13 protein-coding genes are annotated in these 15,004 nt (G+C 50.7%); 5 read left to right on the forward strand and 8 right to left on the reverse strand.

The window, feature by feature from the left end:
- Window positions 1–169: 169 nt before the first annotated feature.
- The gene (gene thiO, locus AB1757_00285; protein MEW6125470.1) at window positions 170–1,276 is read right to left on the reverse strand and encodes a glycine oxidase ThiO; all 1,107 of its coding nucleotides are present in this window, start codon (window positions 1,274–1,276) and stop codon (window positions 170–172) included.
- A 138-nt stretch (window positions 1,277–1,414) separates the two neighbouring features.
- Here thiO and AB1757_00290 point away from each other — a divergent pair, with 138 nt between their 5' ends.
- A complete protein-coding gene (locus AB1757_00290) occupies window positions 1,415–2,047 on the forward strand; it encodes a DJ-1/PfpI family protein (protein ID MEW6125471.1) in 633 nt (210 codons plus the stop codon).
- 141 nt (window positions 2,048–2,188) lie between these two features.
- Here the strand turns inward: AB1757_00290 and eutB are convergent, their stop codons facing one another.
- Both eutB and AB1757_00300 read right to left on the reverse strand, forming a co-directional pair.
- The gene (eutB, locus tag AB1757_00295; GenBank protein ID MEW6125472.1) at window positions 2,189–4,297 is read right to left on the reverse strand and encodes an ethanolamine ammonia-lyase subunit EutB; all 2,109 of its coding nucleotides are present in this window, start codon (window positions 4,295–4,297) and stop codon (window positions 2,189–2,191) included.
- A gap of 10 nt (window positions 4,298–4,307) precedes the next feature.
- Window positions 4,308–5,798, reverse strand: a complete 1,491-nt coding sequence (locus AB1757_00300; GenBank protein MEW6125473.1) for an amino acid permease — start codon at window positions 5,796–5,798, stop codon at window positions 4,308–4,310.
- A 189-nt stretch (window positions 5,799–5,987) separates the two neighbouring features.
- Here AB1757_00300 and aac(6') point away from each other — a divergent pair, with 189 nt between their 5' ends.
- The 3 genes from aac(6') to AB1757_00315 all read left to right on the forward strand — a co-directional run bounded on the left by aac(6') (window position 5,988) and on the right by AB1757_00315 (window position 8,241).
- Entirely contained in the window at window positions 5,988–6,437 is a 450-nt protein-coding gene (aac(6'), locus tag AB1757_00305) for an aminoglycoside 6'-N-acetyltransferase (GenBank protein MEW6125474.1), read from the forward strand.
- Window positions 6,438–6,491: 54 nt separating this feature from the next.
- Window positions 6,492–7,346, forward strand: coding sequence for a 3-hydroxyacyl-CoA dehydrogenase family protein (locus AB1757_00310; protein ID MEW6125475.1), 855 nt, complete (start codon window positions 6,492–6,494; stop codon window positions 7,344–7,346).
- A 115-nt stretch (window positions 7,347–7,461) separates the two neighbouring features.
- Window positions 7,462–8,241 carry an enoyl-CoA hydratase-related protein gene (locus tag AB1757_00315; GenBank protein MEW6125476.1) on the forward strand — a complete coding sequence of 260 codons (780 nt, stop codon included), beginning with the start codon at window positions 7,462–7,464 and terminating at the stop codon, window positions 8,239–8,241.
- Between the two features lie 96 nt (window positions 8,242–8,337).
- Here the strand turns inward: AB1757_00315 and AB1757_00320 are convergent, their stop codons facing one another.
- From AB1757_00320 to AB1757_00340, 5 genes are all read right to left on the reverse strand, one after another.
- The gene (locus AB1757_00320; protein ID MEW6125477.1) at window positions 8,338–10,224 is read right to left on the reverse strand and encodes an ABC transporter ATP-binding protein; all 1,887 of its coding nucleotides are present in this window, start codon (window positions 10,222–10,224) and stop codon (window positions 8,338–8,340) included.
- 91 nt (window positions 10,225–10,315) lie between these two features.
- The gene (locus AB1757_00325) at window positions 10,316–12,061 is read right to left on the reverse strand and encodes an ABC transporter ATP-binding protein (protein MEW6125478.1); all 1,746 of its coding nucleotides are present in this window, start codon (window positions 12,059–12,061) and stop codon (window positions 10,316–10,318) included.
- A 78-nt stretch (window positions 12,062–12,139) separates the two neighbouring features.
- Window positions 12,140–12,550, reverse strand: a complete 411-nt coding sequence (locus AB1757_00330; GenBank protein ID MEW6125479.1) for a PaaI family thioesterase — start codon at window positions 12,548–12,550, stop codon at window positions 12,140–12,142.
- 3 nt (window positions 12,551–12,553) lie between these two features.
- Window positions 12,554–13,042: an MGMT family protein gene (locus AB1757_00335; protein ID MEW6125480.1), complete on the reverse strand. Its 489-nt coding sequence runs from the start codon at window positions 13,040–13,042 to the stop codon at window positions 12,554–12,556.
- Window positions 13,043–13,061: 19 nt separating this feature from the next.
- Window positions 13,062–13,514, reverse strand: coding sequence for a DinB family protein (locus AB1757_00340; protein ID MEW6125481.1), 453 nt, complete (start codon window positions 13,512–13,514; stop codon window positions 13,062–13,064).
- 952 nt (window positions 13,515–14,466) lie between these two features.
- Here AB1757_00340 and AB1757_00345 point away from each other — a divergent pair.
- Window positions 14,467–14,967 carry a twin-arginine translocase TatA/TatE family subunit gene (locus tag AB1757_00345; protein MEW6125482.1) on the forward strand — a complete coding sequence of 167 codons (501 nt, stop codon included), beginning with the start codon at window positions 14,467–14,469 and terminating at the stop codon, window positions 14,965–14,967.
- Window positions 14,968–15,004: the final 37 nt, after the last annotated feature.

A 15,004-nucleotide genomic window follows, 5' to 3' on the forward strand; every position in this document is an offset into this window, starting at 1 on the left:
ATTAACAAAAATGCTATCGTGGACGTTGAAAGCGTGTCAATCACGGTTCAAAGTTCAATCGCTGATTGGGTGTGAATCAATCAAAGAAGATCAATCCACCAATTCTCAATCATTAAAAATCGCGCTATTTGCCTGTAGCGCAATTAACTAATTTTCGCTGACCGCAAAGTTAGTCGCAGTCACTGGCGAATCGGTCGATGCTGAAAGGTTTTAAGGCATCGGCTGTGTGTCCGTTCAAGATAGACTGAGTCAGCAGTGAGGCGGTGATCGGCGCAAGTAAAATGCCATTGCGGAAATGGCCGGTCGCCAGCCATAGATTAGCAATTGCCGTTTGTCCGATGATTGGCAGATGGTCTGGCGTATCTGGACGAAAGCCCGACCAGGTTTCAATGATTTCCGCATCCGCCATTGCCGGGACGAGTTCAATCGCGCCATCAAGCAAGGCGTGAATGGATTTTGCGGTAATCGCTTTTTCAAAGCCCGCATATTCAACCGTCGCGCCAATCAAGATACGATTATCAGAGCGCGGCACCAGATAGATACGACTCGAATGCAGAACGTGGCGAAAGGCTGAACCGCGAACCGCCAGCATCTGCCCGCGCGCCGGAATGGTTTTGATATGAAATCCCAGCGGCTCAAGTAAAGCGCCAGACCAACTACCTGCCGCAACGATGACCGCGCCACTATAAATTTTTTGCCCTTCGAGTTGCACGCCTTGAACTTGCCCTGCTTCAATGAGCAGGGATTGAACCGCGCTTTGTTCGATGACCTCGACACCCAGGCGACGGATGGCAACCGCGAGCGCGTCCATCAATAAACGGTTTTCAACCTGATGGTCTTCGGTCAGGAAAATGGCTCCTGTAGCCGATTTGGTGACATTGGGTTCAAATCGATGCAGGTCATCAGCGGTCAGTTTTTCAATCGGCAATCCCGCAGCAATCTGCCACGCCGCCCACTCATCGAGACCTGGTTTGTCATCGGGCAAAGCGACAACCAGCGTGCCTTCGTCGCGATACTCGGCATCGATGCCCGAAAACGTTTTGAGTTCGGCGACAAAATCGCGATACCGCAATTTGCTCTCGCGGCATAAATCGAAAAACGCGCCGGGTTCCGAGGCTTCCGCCTGTGGCGAAAGCATCCCGGCGGCAGCGCGCGAGGCTTCTGCGCCAATTCGGTCGCGTTCAACGAGCGTAACTTTTAATCCTGCCTGTGCGAGTCTAAGCGCCACCGAGCACCCGATGACGCCGCCACCCACAATCAACACATCACTTTTCATAAGCGTGTATCCTAGCATCTCGATTCGTCAGGTGTCACGAATTGATAATGCGCCAATGCCGCGATGCGCTTGACCGCTTGATAGCGACACAGGCATTTTCGATATTGCTTTATAAAAAATTTTGCGCGAAGGAGAGTTATGGAAATTGCTATTTTGCTTTATGAACAGATGACCGCGCTTGATGCCATCGGTCCTTATGAAGTGTTGCGCTCGATGCCCGGCGCGCAAGTGAAATTCGTTGCCCGTGAAAAAGGCATTAAACAGACGGACGCCGGTTATGCGTTGCTGAATGCCGAATTCGGACTTGATGAGGTTACAAGTCCTGACATCGTTTTAGTGCCGGGAACGTCTTTTCCGCAAGCAATGATTAAAGACACAGCAGTTCACGAATGGTTGCGCGCGGTTCACGAAACCACAAAATGGACGACCTCGGTTTGCACGGGCGCGTTGATACTCGGCGCTGCCGGCTTGCTCAAAGGTTTAAAAGCGACGACCCACTGGCTGACGCTTGATGTGTTGCAGAGGTTCGGAGCAGAACCGATGAAAGAACGATTCGTGCGCGAAGGCAAAATCATTACCGCCGCGGGCGTATCGGCAGGCATTGACATGGCACTCACTTTGGCGGCGATTGAATTTGGCGACGCGGTCGCCGAGTCCATTCAACTGATGATTGAATACGACCCGCAACCGCCGTTTGCCGCAGGCTCGCCCGACAAAGCCCCCGCCGCGATTGTCGAAAACCTGCGCCGCACCCAAACAATTCCTTCATAAAGGTAAAAACACCATTGCTACTTGATTACTCATTTAATGCATTGGAACCTAAATTTCTTGAGGTTCAGAGTTACGCATTTATGCGTGAATCGCTTTTTCTCACGCCTGAAGGCGTTACTCTGAACGCTGAAAAATATCAACTTACTTTGGTTCCAATGTGTTTAATGCCACGCCCGAACGACGCTCAGCGAACAGGCGTTTGACCAGGCGAATGATTTCGTCAACCGCAACATCCGCAGGTTTGCCTTTTTGATTGATGCCGCAGATGGCTGTGGTTTGTGAATGGTCGATACCTTCTGCCCAACGCGACGCGCCGGCTTGGTTGCGTCCATAGGTGAGATATGCCGAAAGCGTATTTAAGCCTGTGCCGGGGCGTTCGCCAATCAGGTGGATGAGAATTTCGACATCGAGAATCGCGCCCGCGTGATAGCCCGCGCGCACCCGACCGTTTTCAATTACCAGTTCATATTCGCCGACGTGATAGCCTGCGCTTTCCAAACCGCGCCTGAGCGCCGGTAACACCTCGCGCAAATTTTCATTCACCGCGTTGGCATTCAAACCATCGGAAATCACCATCTGGATTTGCGGGCGGCGCGAAAGGTATAACTTGAAAAGTTGTTGTGCATCCGCTTCACGCAAACGCTCGCCCGATGCCGGATGCGAAAGATAATCTTCGCGAGCCAAAGCTTCTGTGCGAACTTGCATCGGTTGTTTACAGGCGTCTTTGATAACCGCAGGTTCAAGCGTTGCATATAGAGCGCGGCGAGCGTGCTCATAAATCGCCTGCATACGCTTATGAATCGTCGGCGGCGCAGCGAAATTTTTATCGTATCCAACGCCTAAATCGAAACCGCGTTCGGCGATACTTTGAAGCTTTTTTCTACCTTCTGCGCGCAACGTATCCATTGCCCGCCTGTCGCCACTGGCTTTCACATAGAGCGCATAAAGCCAATCGGTCGGCGGTTCGTGGTTTATCGGTTCGCCTGTATGGTTCATCACGCCTAATGCAGTCAAACGCTTTTGCATCGCTGTAGAAATTTGTTTGCCGGTTTGTTTGCGAAGCTTGGGATGTTCTCTGAAAGAGGTCGTGAGATAACCGAGCATCGGGTCGGCGTTTCCGGCGACCGCCATCAGGTAAGCGGGCTGCGCTTCGTGGGCAATGGTTTCCGTCAATTTCTGCAAGGTCGCAGGCTCAATGCCCATGTGAAATGTCGCACAGACATCCAGCCCCATCGTCAGTCCATGCAATTTCGCCATCACCGTATCTTCAAGACAAGCGCGCAATAATTGTTCGGGCGCGCGAAAAACTTCGGGTCCGATGAATCCCGCGACATCATTGACAATCATCCACGCGCCGGTCTGTTGCCCGAGCAAACGCGCCGCGCCGTAAGCCCGCGATTCGAGCGTCACCATATCAACACCCTCTGCGGCATTGTTGGTCACGGCTGAACCTTGCCCGGTTTCAAAATAGAGTCCATCAAAACCGCGCGCCAAATCGAGCAAGCCATCAATGTCTAAACCGACCATGCCATTTAAAGCTTTTGAAGTTCCCGCGAGGCTTTGAAAGCCAACGTCAACTCTGGTCTGCGATTTGGCGGTCGTCTGTTTAACGATGTCCGAAAGCACCGAGTAGCGAGTCGGCAATGCCAGGTGTTCGACAACGCTTTGCAATAATTTTTCCAAACGAACGATTGAATCAATCTCATCGCTTGCCGGATTGAGACCGATGATGACATCGCCGCACCCGTAAGCCAGCCCTTCGAGAATCGACAACAGAATCTCTTCCGCATCATCGCCGGGGCTGTTGGGTTGAATGCGCGAGCCGAAATGTAGTGACGAACCGATGCGAATGCCTTCGCCCGGCAAAGGATTGAAAAGCTTTTGCGATACCGCGGATAACTCTTCGTCGGTTAAGATTTTTACCACGGCGGCAATGCTTTCACTGGAAAGCGCGCTGGTGTAACGATGAACCCAACCGGCAGCATCGGTGCCGAGCAGAATTTGTTTAAGCTCAGAAATCGTGAGGCGTGAAATTTCATTGGCGAGCGGCGTATTTATCGAACGTTTGAGCGCCTCGCTCAACGCATCTTCAACGAAAGCGAGGCGATTGATTTCTGCAAGCGATAGTCCTGCGAGCGTTTGACGGGCAATGGCGCGGGTGTGGGCGTCGCCAGTCCCGCCAACCAACAGGTCTCCTTCTTTGAATGCATTGGCGAGGGTGAAAGTTTGCAGTAGTTCTTGTCGATTCATGGCATACATCTCACTTGCCGATGACTTGCTCTGCGGAAGCCGCTTTTTCTTGCAGCCACGCAGGACCTTTGAAGCGCCGGCGTTCGCGCAAGCCGTACCAGAGGGCAATGATCAGGGTAAACGCCGTTACTGTTTTTCCAGCCCGCATATTGTCCGGCAAACTCAAAATCACACTGATGAATGCGACCCAGACAATCGCAATCAAATTGATTGGCAAACTGAAACGACCGAGATTCCAGGGTCCTTTTTCGATCGCTTTGTGGTTGGTGAATTTTGCGTGAACCGCGAGAATGACTGGAATGATATAAGAAAAATAGAGCGCGATGACGCTGATGGACGTGATGACCGGATACGCCCCGCTATACACGGCTGCGGCAAATGCCACGATGATGCAAAGCCAGATAGCCGCCGCCGGGGTTTGATGTTTTTCATTTACCTGTTTGAACAGCTGCGATGCCGGGAAACCTTCATCACGCGAAAAGGCGTAAACCACACGCGAACACCAGGTCACCGCCGACAGTCCGCAAAACCACATCGCCATTGCCGCAAGCAGAGAAAATATCGCTCCGGCTTTTGCGCCGAGCGCCATCTGTAAAATCGTAATCACCGCCGGCACATCGTTGCCGCTGGCATCTTTGGTATTCAAGACCGTTGCGATGTCTGTGATGGAAATCGTCAATGCGAAAAGCAACAGATAGCCGACGATGCTCGATACAACGACGGCAAGCACAATGCCCCAGGGGGCGCGACGACGCGGGTCGATGGTCTCTTCGGAAACGCTCGCAGAGGCGTCGTAACCCGTGAATGTCCATTGCGCCTGCAAAAGCCCGATGATGAATGCCCACCAGTAAGGATAATTTTGGGTGTTGTTGGTCACCGCTTTGAAGAAGAAGGATGCGGGTTGTTTCGGCGCAAAAAAGAGAATCGCGCCGACAATCGCAATGACGCCGATGATGTGAACCGTGACGCTGAAATCATTGAGCCACGCAACCAGCCGTATGCCGTAATGGTTGATGAGCGCCTGTGAAATCAATATCGCGGCATAAACCAGTAAAAGATTTTTTGTGGTGGCATCGAGACCAAGCAAAGGCGTAACGAATTGCGCGCAACCATAATCAATCCCTGCAAGCACGGTGATGTTGCCGACGATGTTGAACCAGGCGGTGAACCACCCCCAGCCTTTGCCGCCGAGTTCCGATGACCAGTGATACATTGCGCCTGAGGTCGGCAGCGAACTCGCAAGTTCAGCCATGCTCAGGGCAACTGTGAGGGTAAAAAGCGTAACCAGGGGCCAGCCGAAAGCCATCTCCGCAGGTCCACCCATCGCGAGTCCATGTCCGTAAAGCGTGACTGCGCCGGTGAGGATTGAGATGATGGAAAACGAAATGGCAAAATTCGAGAAGCCGCCCATGGTTCTGAACAACTCTTGCGCGTAGCCGAGTTTGCCAAGCTCCCGCGCATCTTCGATTATTTCCAACTGCTCTTGTTCACTGGTATGCATGTAATTTTACTTTTCTTAAAAGGAATGCGTAACGCGCAGCTATTGAATAGCGTTTACCCAAAGGTTTGTCAAAAGATATGGAAGAAATCGTTGATTGAATGCACCCCCGCGAACTTGTTTGTCGGATTCTCGCGCGCCTTGACGAAGGATAGAGGTGGCAAGTACCCTCGACATTCTATTCCAGGAAGTATGATGATTCGCCCTCTACAAGAAAGCGATAAATCCGAATGGCTAAGGCTTCGTCATCGCCTTTGGCCTGATGCGTCGCTTGATGAACTCGCAGCAGAGGTCAATGATTATCAGGGTGAGGACGCAAAGACTATTGTGCTGGTTTGTGAACGTGAGTCGGGCGGATTGCAGGGGATGCTTGAAGTTTCGATTCGCGCTTATGCCGAAGGGTGCAACACCAACCATGTCGGTTATCTCGAAGGCTGGTACGTCGATGTCGATGTGAGACGGCAAGGCGTGGGGCGCGCGCTCGTCGAAGCCGCTGAAAACTGGGCAATCGCCCAGGGCTGCACGGAGATGGCATCCGATACCGAGATTGATAATCTGCTCAGTCAAAAAGCCCACGCGCAAATCGGCTACGCGGAAGTCGAACGCATTGTCTGTTTCAAAAAAGATTTAAAACGTGAGTAGGTTCATTGGATTTCATCAGGGATGGCAATTTCATATTTGGAGTTTGAAGAAATTATGGCAATTGAAAAAATCGCCGTCATTGGCGCAGGGACGATGGGACATGGGATTGCGCAGGTCGCCGCGCAAGCCGGTTACACGGTCACGCTCGAAGATGTGAATGAAGATTTTGTCGGGCGCGGACTTTCACGAATCAAAGACAATTTGGAAAAAGGATTGGAGCGCGGCAAAGTCACAGGCGATGAGATGCAGGCGACACTGGCGCGCATTCGCACCTCAACAGACTTGCAAGACGCGGTTGCCGATGCCGATTTGATAATCGAAGCGGTGATTGAAAAACTCGATGCCAAACAAAAGCTGTTTGGCGAACTCGACCGCATTTGCAAACCCGAAACCATTCTCGGAACCAACACCTCATCGCTCAGTGTGAGCGCGATTGCCAGTGCCGCGACCAAAGCCGAACGGGTCATCGGGTTGCACTTCTTCAACCCCGTTCACATTATGAAATTACTCGAAGTGGTTGTCGGTCACGAGACCTCGCGCGGAACGGTTGCCGCGGCGCTCGAATTTGCCAAGCGTATCGGCAAAGAAGCCATCACAGTTAAAGACACGCCGGGTTTTGCGACCTCGCGTCTGGGCGTGGCGCTGGGACTTGAAGCCATACGCATGCTTGAGCAAGGCGTAGCGAGTGCCGAAGACATCGATAAAGCGATGACGCTCGGTTACAACCACCCGATGGGTCCGCTCCGGCTGACAGACCTTGTCGGCTTGGACATACGCTTACACATCGCCGATTATCTTTTCGCGGAACTCGGTTCCGAAGTTTTTCGCGCGCCGGACCTGCTCAGACAAAAAGTTGCCGAAGGCAAACTCGGTAAAAAGACCGGAGTTGGCTTTTACGAGTGGGAATAGTTACCGGTCTTGAGTTAGTTGTTATTGGAGATTGAACCTGAGCCTTGAAATCGGCTACCGCAGCCGGTTTCAAGGTTCAGCGATTGAATACTTGAGTTTGATTTTGAGGAGGGTTATGGAACTGGAAAATGTGTTGGTTGAAAAACGCGGGCGAGTTGGCGTCATCATCGTCAATCGCCCGGATAAATTGAACGCGCTCAATTCGGCGACGCGGCGCGATATTTTGACCGCCCTTGATAAATTGGAAAATAACGAGGATGTGCGCGTTGTGGTGATTACCGGGGCAGGTGAAAAAGCTTTCATCGCCGGCGCGGATATCAACGAGTTCGCAGGGATGACAGCGGTCAAACAACGCGCCGTGATGAAAGGTCGCCGCGCTTTCGATGCCGTTGAAGATTTCACCAAGCCGGTGATTGCCCAGATTAACGGCTTTTGTTTAGGCGGCGGTTGCGAACTCGCTTTGGCTTGTGACCTTCGCATCGCTTCGACGAGAGCCAAACTCGGACAACCGGAAATCAAACTCGGCATCATTCCGGGCGGCGGCGGCACGCAGAGGCTTACGCGACTCATTGGCGAAGGCAAAGCGATGGAGTTGATTTTGACCGGCGATTTTATTTCGGCGGAAGAGGCGCATCGTTTAGGCTTGGTTAATCACGTTTACGAACCCGAAGAACTCGAAGCCAAGACGATGGAACTGGCGAACCGCATAGCCGAGTTGAGTCCGGTTGCTTTGGCGATGGCGAAAGCCTCGGTGAAAAATGCGGCGCGCATGAATTTGCGTGAAGGGTTGGATTCGGAGGTCGATTTATTCGCCATCTGTTTTTCGAGCGAAGACAAAGAAGAAGGCGTCCGGGCATTCCTTGAAAAACGCAAACCGGAATTCAAAGGCAAATAATTAAGCGGCGAAGTTTCACGCTTGTGCAGTTAGTAAAGCCACCAAGCCGTACTCTCGGATTGCGCCCTGCTGCTTTGCGGCTAATGGTTTGGTGGTTTAATCATTGGCGACGCTTTCGGCAAGCGTGCGTTTGAAGTCCTGATAAAATTGCAATTGATAGAGCCGCCAGTAAAGACCGCGCTGATTTAAGAGTTCCTGATGGTTGCCCATTTCACGAATCTCGCCTTTGTGCATGACGATGATTTTATCAACCGATTGAATCGTGGACAGGCGATGGGCGATGACCAAAGATGTCCGTCCCTGCATCAATCGCTCGACCGCTTCTTTGATTAAAATTTCGGTTTCCGTATCAATCGAACTCGTGGCTTCATCCAAAATCAACACGCGCGGGTCATGCGCCAGAGCGCGGGCAAAACTGATTAACTGTTTCTGCCCAACTGATAAGCCAGCGCCGCGTTCACGCACTTCGGTTTGATAACCTCCGGGCAGATTCATGATGAATTCATCGGCGCGCACCTCTTTTGATGCGGCTTGCAACTGCTCTTCGCTGATTTGCGCCGAGCCTAAGCGAATGTTGCTTGCCAGATCGCCCGAAAACAGAAAGACATCCTGCAAGACGATGCTGAAATTGGCGCGCAACTCAGCTAAATCCAATTCGCGAATATCGACACCGTCAAGCAGTATCTGCCCACGCTGAATATCATAAAACCTGAGCAGCAGATTGGTGATGGTGGTTTTGCCTGCGCCGGTGTGACCGACGAAAGCGATTTTTTCGCCCGATTCGGCAATGAACGACACATCTTTTAAAATCCAGTCTGCTTTTTTGTAAGCGAACCAGACGTTGCGAAATTCGATGCGCCCTTGAACCTTGCTTAACTGGTTTGGCTTGGCGGGTGACTCGATTTTCACCGGTTCATCGAGCAATTTGACGATGCGCTCGGATGCCGCCATTGCGGCTTGCAGAATGTTGTATTTTTCACTGATGTCGGAAATCGGCTCATAAAAATTGCGCGCCAGTTGAATGAATGCCACGAGTGTGCCGATGGTCGCCACGCCTTGAATAACCTGCCCGCCACCATACCAGATGATTAAGGCGATGCCGATAGCGCCGATGATTTCGACCGCCGGATAGAAGACCGCATAATAAAAAATCGTATCGATGTTGGCTTTGCGATGCGCTTCATTGATGGCTTTGAATTGATTGATCTCTTTTTCTTCGCGATTGAAAAGTTGGACGACCGGCATGCCTGTGATGTGCTCCTGCAAAAAGGCATTGATGCGGGCGATACGTGTGCGAACTTCGCGAAAGGAATTGCGCGCGCCGCGACGAAACCAGGTGGTGAGCGCAAACAGTAACGGCACAATGGCAAACGAAACCAGGGCAAGTCGCCAGTTCGATTGGAACATCCAGATGATGATGTAACCGATCATCGCCAGATCGCCAAAGATGACAATGACGCCTGCGGTAAACATTTCATTGAGCGCATCGACATCCGAGGTGAGGCGCGTCATGAGACGCCCGACCGGGTTGCGGTCATAATATTGCACATCGAGTTGTTGCAGTTTGGCGAAGACCTCTTTGCGCAGGTCGTACATGATGTACTGTCCCATCTTCTGCATAACGACCGCTTGAGAATAGCTGACCATGAAGGACAGAATGTTGGCGCACAGAAACACCATCGCGATAAACAACACGCCGGTCATAGGACTGCCACCGAATCCGAAAAATTCGGCGGCGTGTTTTAGGAGCAGGGCAAAACCCGTAGGGGGATTATCGGGGTCAGGCTTTAAGAAAACATCGATGGCGGCTTTCATCAGCGGCGGACCGGCAAGCGATAACGGCGCGCTTAAAATAATCAATACCAGCGATGTGATGGCGAACCATTTGTAAGGCAACAGATATTTCATCATACGGCGCATCAATCGCGCATCGTATGCTTTGCCTAAAACTTCTTCTTCGTGATGTGACTGTCCTTCTGCCATTTTTAATCCAGCGAGTCTGGCGAATCTGGCGAGTCTCGGAAGTTAGAAGTATGACTTGCTAGACTTTCAAGACTCGCCAGACTCGTCAGACTTAACTTGTTGCAGCCAATTCCTCTTCGAGCAATTGCTTCTCGTATAACTCTGCGTACAAACCGCCGTGAGCGATGAGCGATTCATGGTCGCCGCGTTCGACGATGCGACCGTTTTCCAAAACCACGATTAAATCGGCGTCTTTCACGGTCGATACGCGATGCGACACAATTAAACTGGTGCGCCCGACCATGATTTCGCGCAGATGATGCAGAATTTTTTCTTCCGTGTAGGTATCGACCGCCGAAAGCGAATCATCGAGAATTAAAATTTTCGGGCGACGAATCAAAGCGCGGGCAATCGCCGTGCGTTGTTTTTGTCCGCCGGAAAGCGTAATGCCGCGCTCGCCGACAAGGGTCTCAAAGCCTTTGGGAAATTCTTTGATGTCTGTAGCGATACCGGCTTCTTCGGCTGACTGTTCAATCTCTTCACGCCCTGCCTGTTCGACACCAAAGGCAATATTTTCTGCAAGGTTTTCACTGAACAGAAAAGTTTCCTGCGGCACGTAACCAATCGACGAGCGCAACACCCGCAAAGGAATTTCCTGAATCGGATGCCCATCGATTAACACCTGTCCGCGCTCTGCGTCCAACAGGCGCGGCACCAGATTGGTAATCGTGGATTTGCCGGAACCGACTGCGCCGACAAACGCCACAGTTTGACCCGCGGCGATGTGCAAATTGATGTCGCGCAGGGCTGGCTCTTTCGCGCCTTCGTAATAAAACGTCAAATTACGAAATTCGATTTCGCCGCGAATTTCGGGAATATTTTGGGTTTCCTCGGTATCGCGAATCGCTGGCTCGACGCTCATGATTTTGTGCATGCGCTCCATCGAAGCCATGCCGCGTTGAAAAATATTAATGACCCAGCCGAGCGCAATCATCGGCCAAATCAGATAGCCAAGGTAGAGATTGAATTGAAAAAACTGCCCGACGGTAATCTGGTCTTGAATGACCAGGCGACCGCCAAACCATAAAACCGCAATGAATCCCAACCCGATACAGATTTGCAGTAACGGATGAAAGATTGCCGATAGTTTAATAAGGTTCAGGTTGCGATTGACATATTCGCGATTGACCTGGCGAAACTGGTTGATTTCAGCTTGCTCCTGGGCGTAGGCGCGAATGACGCGCACGCCGGACAGCGATTCCTGGGCGCGATTCGATACGGTGCCGAAATATTCCTGCACTTCCTGAAAGCGGTCATGTATGCGTTTGGAAAAATAGTGCGTGGCGAAGGCGACAAGCGGCACCGAACAAAACGCCATCAGGGTGAGTTGCCAACTGATGCGAAACATAATCGGCAGCATCAACACGAAAGAAAAGACGGTGTTTGCCGTGTACATCAACGCGGGACCGACAATCATTCGCACCTGTCCGAGGTCGTTGGTGGCGCGCGCCATCAAATCGCCCGTGCGATTTTTCTGATAAAACTCGAACGGCAGCTTTTGCAGGTGCTCGTAAAAATCGTTGCGCAGGTCGTATTCGATGTCACGCGACATATTGATGAGCACGCGGCGTTGGGTAAATAAAAAGATACCTTGCGCCACCGCGATTAAAATGACCAGCCCTGCGTACTCGTATAATTTTCCCTGCGTGGTATTTTGAGTTAAGGTGTCAACCGCATTACGCAACACAATCGGCGAGTTGAGTTTCAGCAAGTTGGTCAGAAAGACGCAAACAATGCCAAACGCCACTTTGCCTTTGTAAGGGGCGAAATAACTGACGAGTTTTTTAAACGGAGTCATTTTTGTTAGTTTAACGATAACTTCCCGCGCACTCAAATTGAGGAGGCGTGTTCAACCAAATCAATTTGAGTTTACGGACTAAAGTCTGATGTAAGTGAGCAAGCCTTTGGCGGCGAGTTTGCCTTGCGGGTCAAAGACATCGCAATCGGCAACCACGATGCGGCGACCGTCGCGTATCAACCTCGCTTCGGCAACGATATGCCCTTCGACAATTGGCGACAGGTAGTTGACTTTCATCTCAACCGTGGTGAATTTATCGCCGGGTTCAGATACCCCGACAATTGCCATCGCAACGGCTGTGTCAATCAGTGTAGCAATCGCGCCGCCGTGCATGACGCCCGCAAGCTGGCGATGTGTTTCGTTGACATCGAGACTGAGGCGCGCCCGACCCTTTTCGATTTCGTCTATCTTGATGCCCATCAGGCGGGGAAAGTGGTTGAGTTCAAATCGTTCTTGAATGGCTTTAAATTTTTCAGGTGAAATTTCCATCGGTTACTTTCTGGGTTTCTTTTTCGCTGAACTTTTTTTTGTAGAACTTTTTTGGGTAAGGATAGATGATTTTCGGTTAATTGGCGACCATTGGTAAACGCTTAAATCGCAGACGCCTTTTTCATTAAACACCACGCCTTCGGCTTCAAGCAGCAGTTGTTGTAAATCGGGTTCGTGCAAAATAATCCGCCCGGTTGAAATGCTGCCGCGCGAATTGATGACCCGGTGCCAGGGAATTTCACGCCCGTCTTGCGGGGTGGCATGCATCGCCCAGCCGACCAGGCGCGGGCTGTAGCGGTCTTCGAGCAGGCGGGCAATCTGCCCGTAGGTCATCACTCGCCCGCGAGGGATTTTCAAAACCATCCGGTAAATTTTTTCAAATACTTGCTCAAATCCCCTGGCAGTCTTTTTCTTACTTGCCGCTGACGATTTTTTTGCGGCAGCCGTGGTGCGCACCTGCTGTTGGGTTTTTTTGATTAATGATTTTGCCATCGCTAAAGGTCTTAATCGCTCAATGAAGCGGCGGCGGTTGCACACCCACCAGATGCAGGTAGGTATAGAGTTGCCCGCGATGATGAATTTCGTGTTCGTACATGGCATGCAATAAATCGATGCGACGCACGATGTGACCTGCGAAATCGACTTTGTCATCGAGTTTGTCGGCGGTCAGTTCGGCAACCTCTGCGACCAGTTTATCGTGCGACTGGTCGAAAGTGTCGGCAATTTCATCGGCGGTGCTTGCGCTGAATTCCCAATCGGGACGTTCCATTACCCCGGTCACAGCGGTTTTGGTTAAAACATATTCGGCTTCGGGGAAGTGGCGAACCATTTTGCCGAGGGTGAATAAATCATCCTGCGGTTGCCAATCAAACTTTTCTTTTGGGGCGCTGCGAATGGCGCGCGCAGTTTTTTTGTGATTGTAGTTCCAGCGGGCGATGAAGGCTTCGATTTCCGGGCAACTCATGATTTTTTCTCCTAATGGTTTGGTGCAATGAAAGAGTTGCATATTAGCAGGTATCGGTTATGGGGTGCTAGCCATCTGAGGGCGATTTATTTGCCCCGGAAGATTTAGTCGCGGTGAAAATCAAATTGTCGCAAATCAATCCCTGAAGTTAGTAGACAGATTTTGGCATAAGTCAAAAAATGCCCGACAGAAAGTGACACAAAGAGCTGGCAAAAACGGCAAATGTCATTCACAGGTAGCAAAATGCGGCGAAATCATAAGCGCTTATTGCTTAAATTTCGAGTTTTTGTTGATTTTGTGGAAAAACTTACTGACTCAGGTAGTCGCATAAAAATGTAAGTGACGCGAAATGGCATTTAGTAGTGCCGCAAAATGTCATTATTGAGATGATGGAATGACATAAATAGTTAAAGTGAATTTTTAAGTGTTTTGGTTTAACTTACCACAAAAAAGCTGATGGCATAATTCAAGTAAACTGCCAACCGGTAATGGCACAAGCGTTGCCAAGGGAAGACGTGGTTCTAGCAGTCAACAGTTGAAAATAAAAGAAACCTCTTCTGCTCAGAGTAACTGCGGGATGCAGAACTAAGGGTTGAGAATGGAAAGGAGGATGGGGGCCCTGCTTTCCATTCAACGCCATCTTTAATTGAGTGAGAGCAGAGCACTCAAACGACGAAGCAACACTGAGAAGCGACAGACAGAGAAAGTACAGGACCAAGAGGCATAAGGGGGCATGGCTCTTCGTTCTGACTACAGAAGCCGCTGATGCTAAAACATCAGCGGCTTTAATTTTTTGTAGGTTTGAATTCACATAATTTTCAGTCTTCAAATCCTGCCAAACCATTATCTTATATCAATCAACGTTTTGTTTGACTTGAATCAAATGACTAACCTAGTATTGAAGTGTCGGTTTACGATAAATCTCCTGCGACAATAAAGAGGGAAACGTTAGATGGGAAGCTTAGGATGGCCTGAGATTTTAATGATTCTGGTTGTGGCGCTCATTATTTTTGGGCCACGCAAATTGCCCGAACTCGGTAAAACGCTGGGCAATGCGCTCGCGCAATTTCGTCGCGCCAGCGAAGATTTCAAACGCACCTGGGAAGAAGAGGTCGAAACCGAAAAGCGTAAACTCGAAGCTTCGGTGCGTTCATTGGATGAGCCGGTAAAATCGTCGTATGACGATTCAACCGCAGGCAGTTCATATTATGATTCGATTGCCGATTCCACAACCGCATCAGAGCCTGCGAGTTCGGCGACTGAAACGAATGAAAGCGCCGAGACTACAACCAGCAATACGGATTCGCCCTATTGGTCTCAGGAAAATCCTTCCGAACTTTCGCAAACTGCCGCAAGCGTTGAAGAGAATTTAGAGAACGCTACGCAAACCGTGCCAACCATCACGCCTGAAACGCAGGCAGTGCCGCGACAAACCAAACGCGACTGGATGTGAAAATAGGATATGGGATTCAGGAATTTTGACTGAATCC

It is taken from the genome of Acidobacteriota bacterium, from assembly GCA_040754075.1.
In the GTDB taxonomy this organism is placed as follows: domain Bacteria; phylum Acidobacteriota; class Blastocatellia; order UBA7656; family UBA7656; genus JBFMDH01.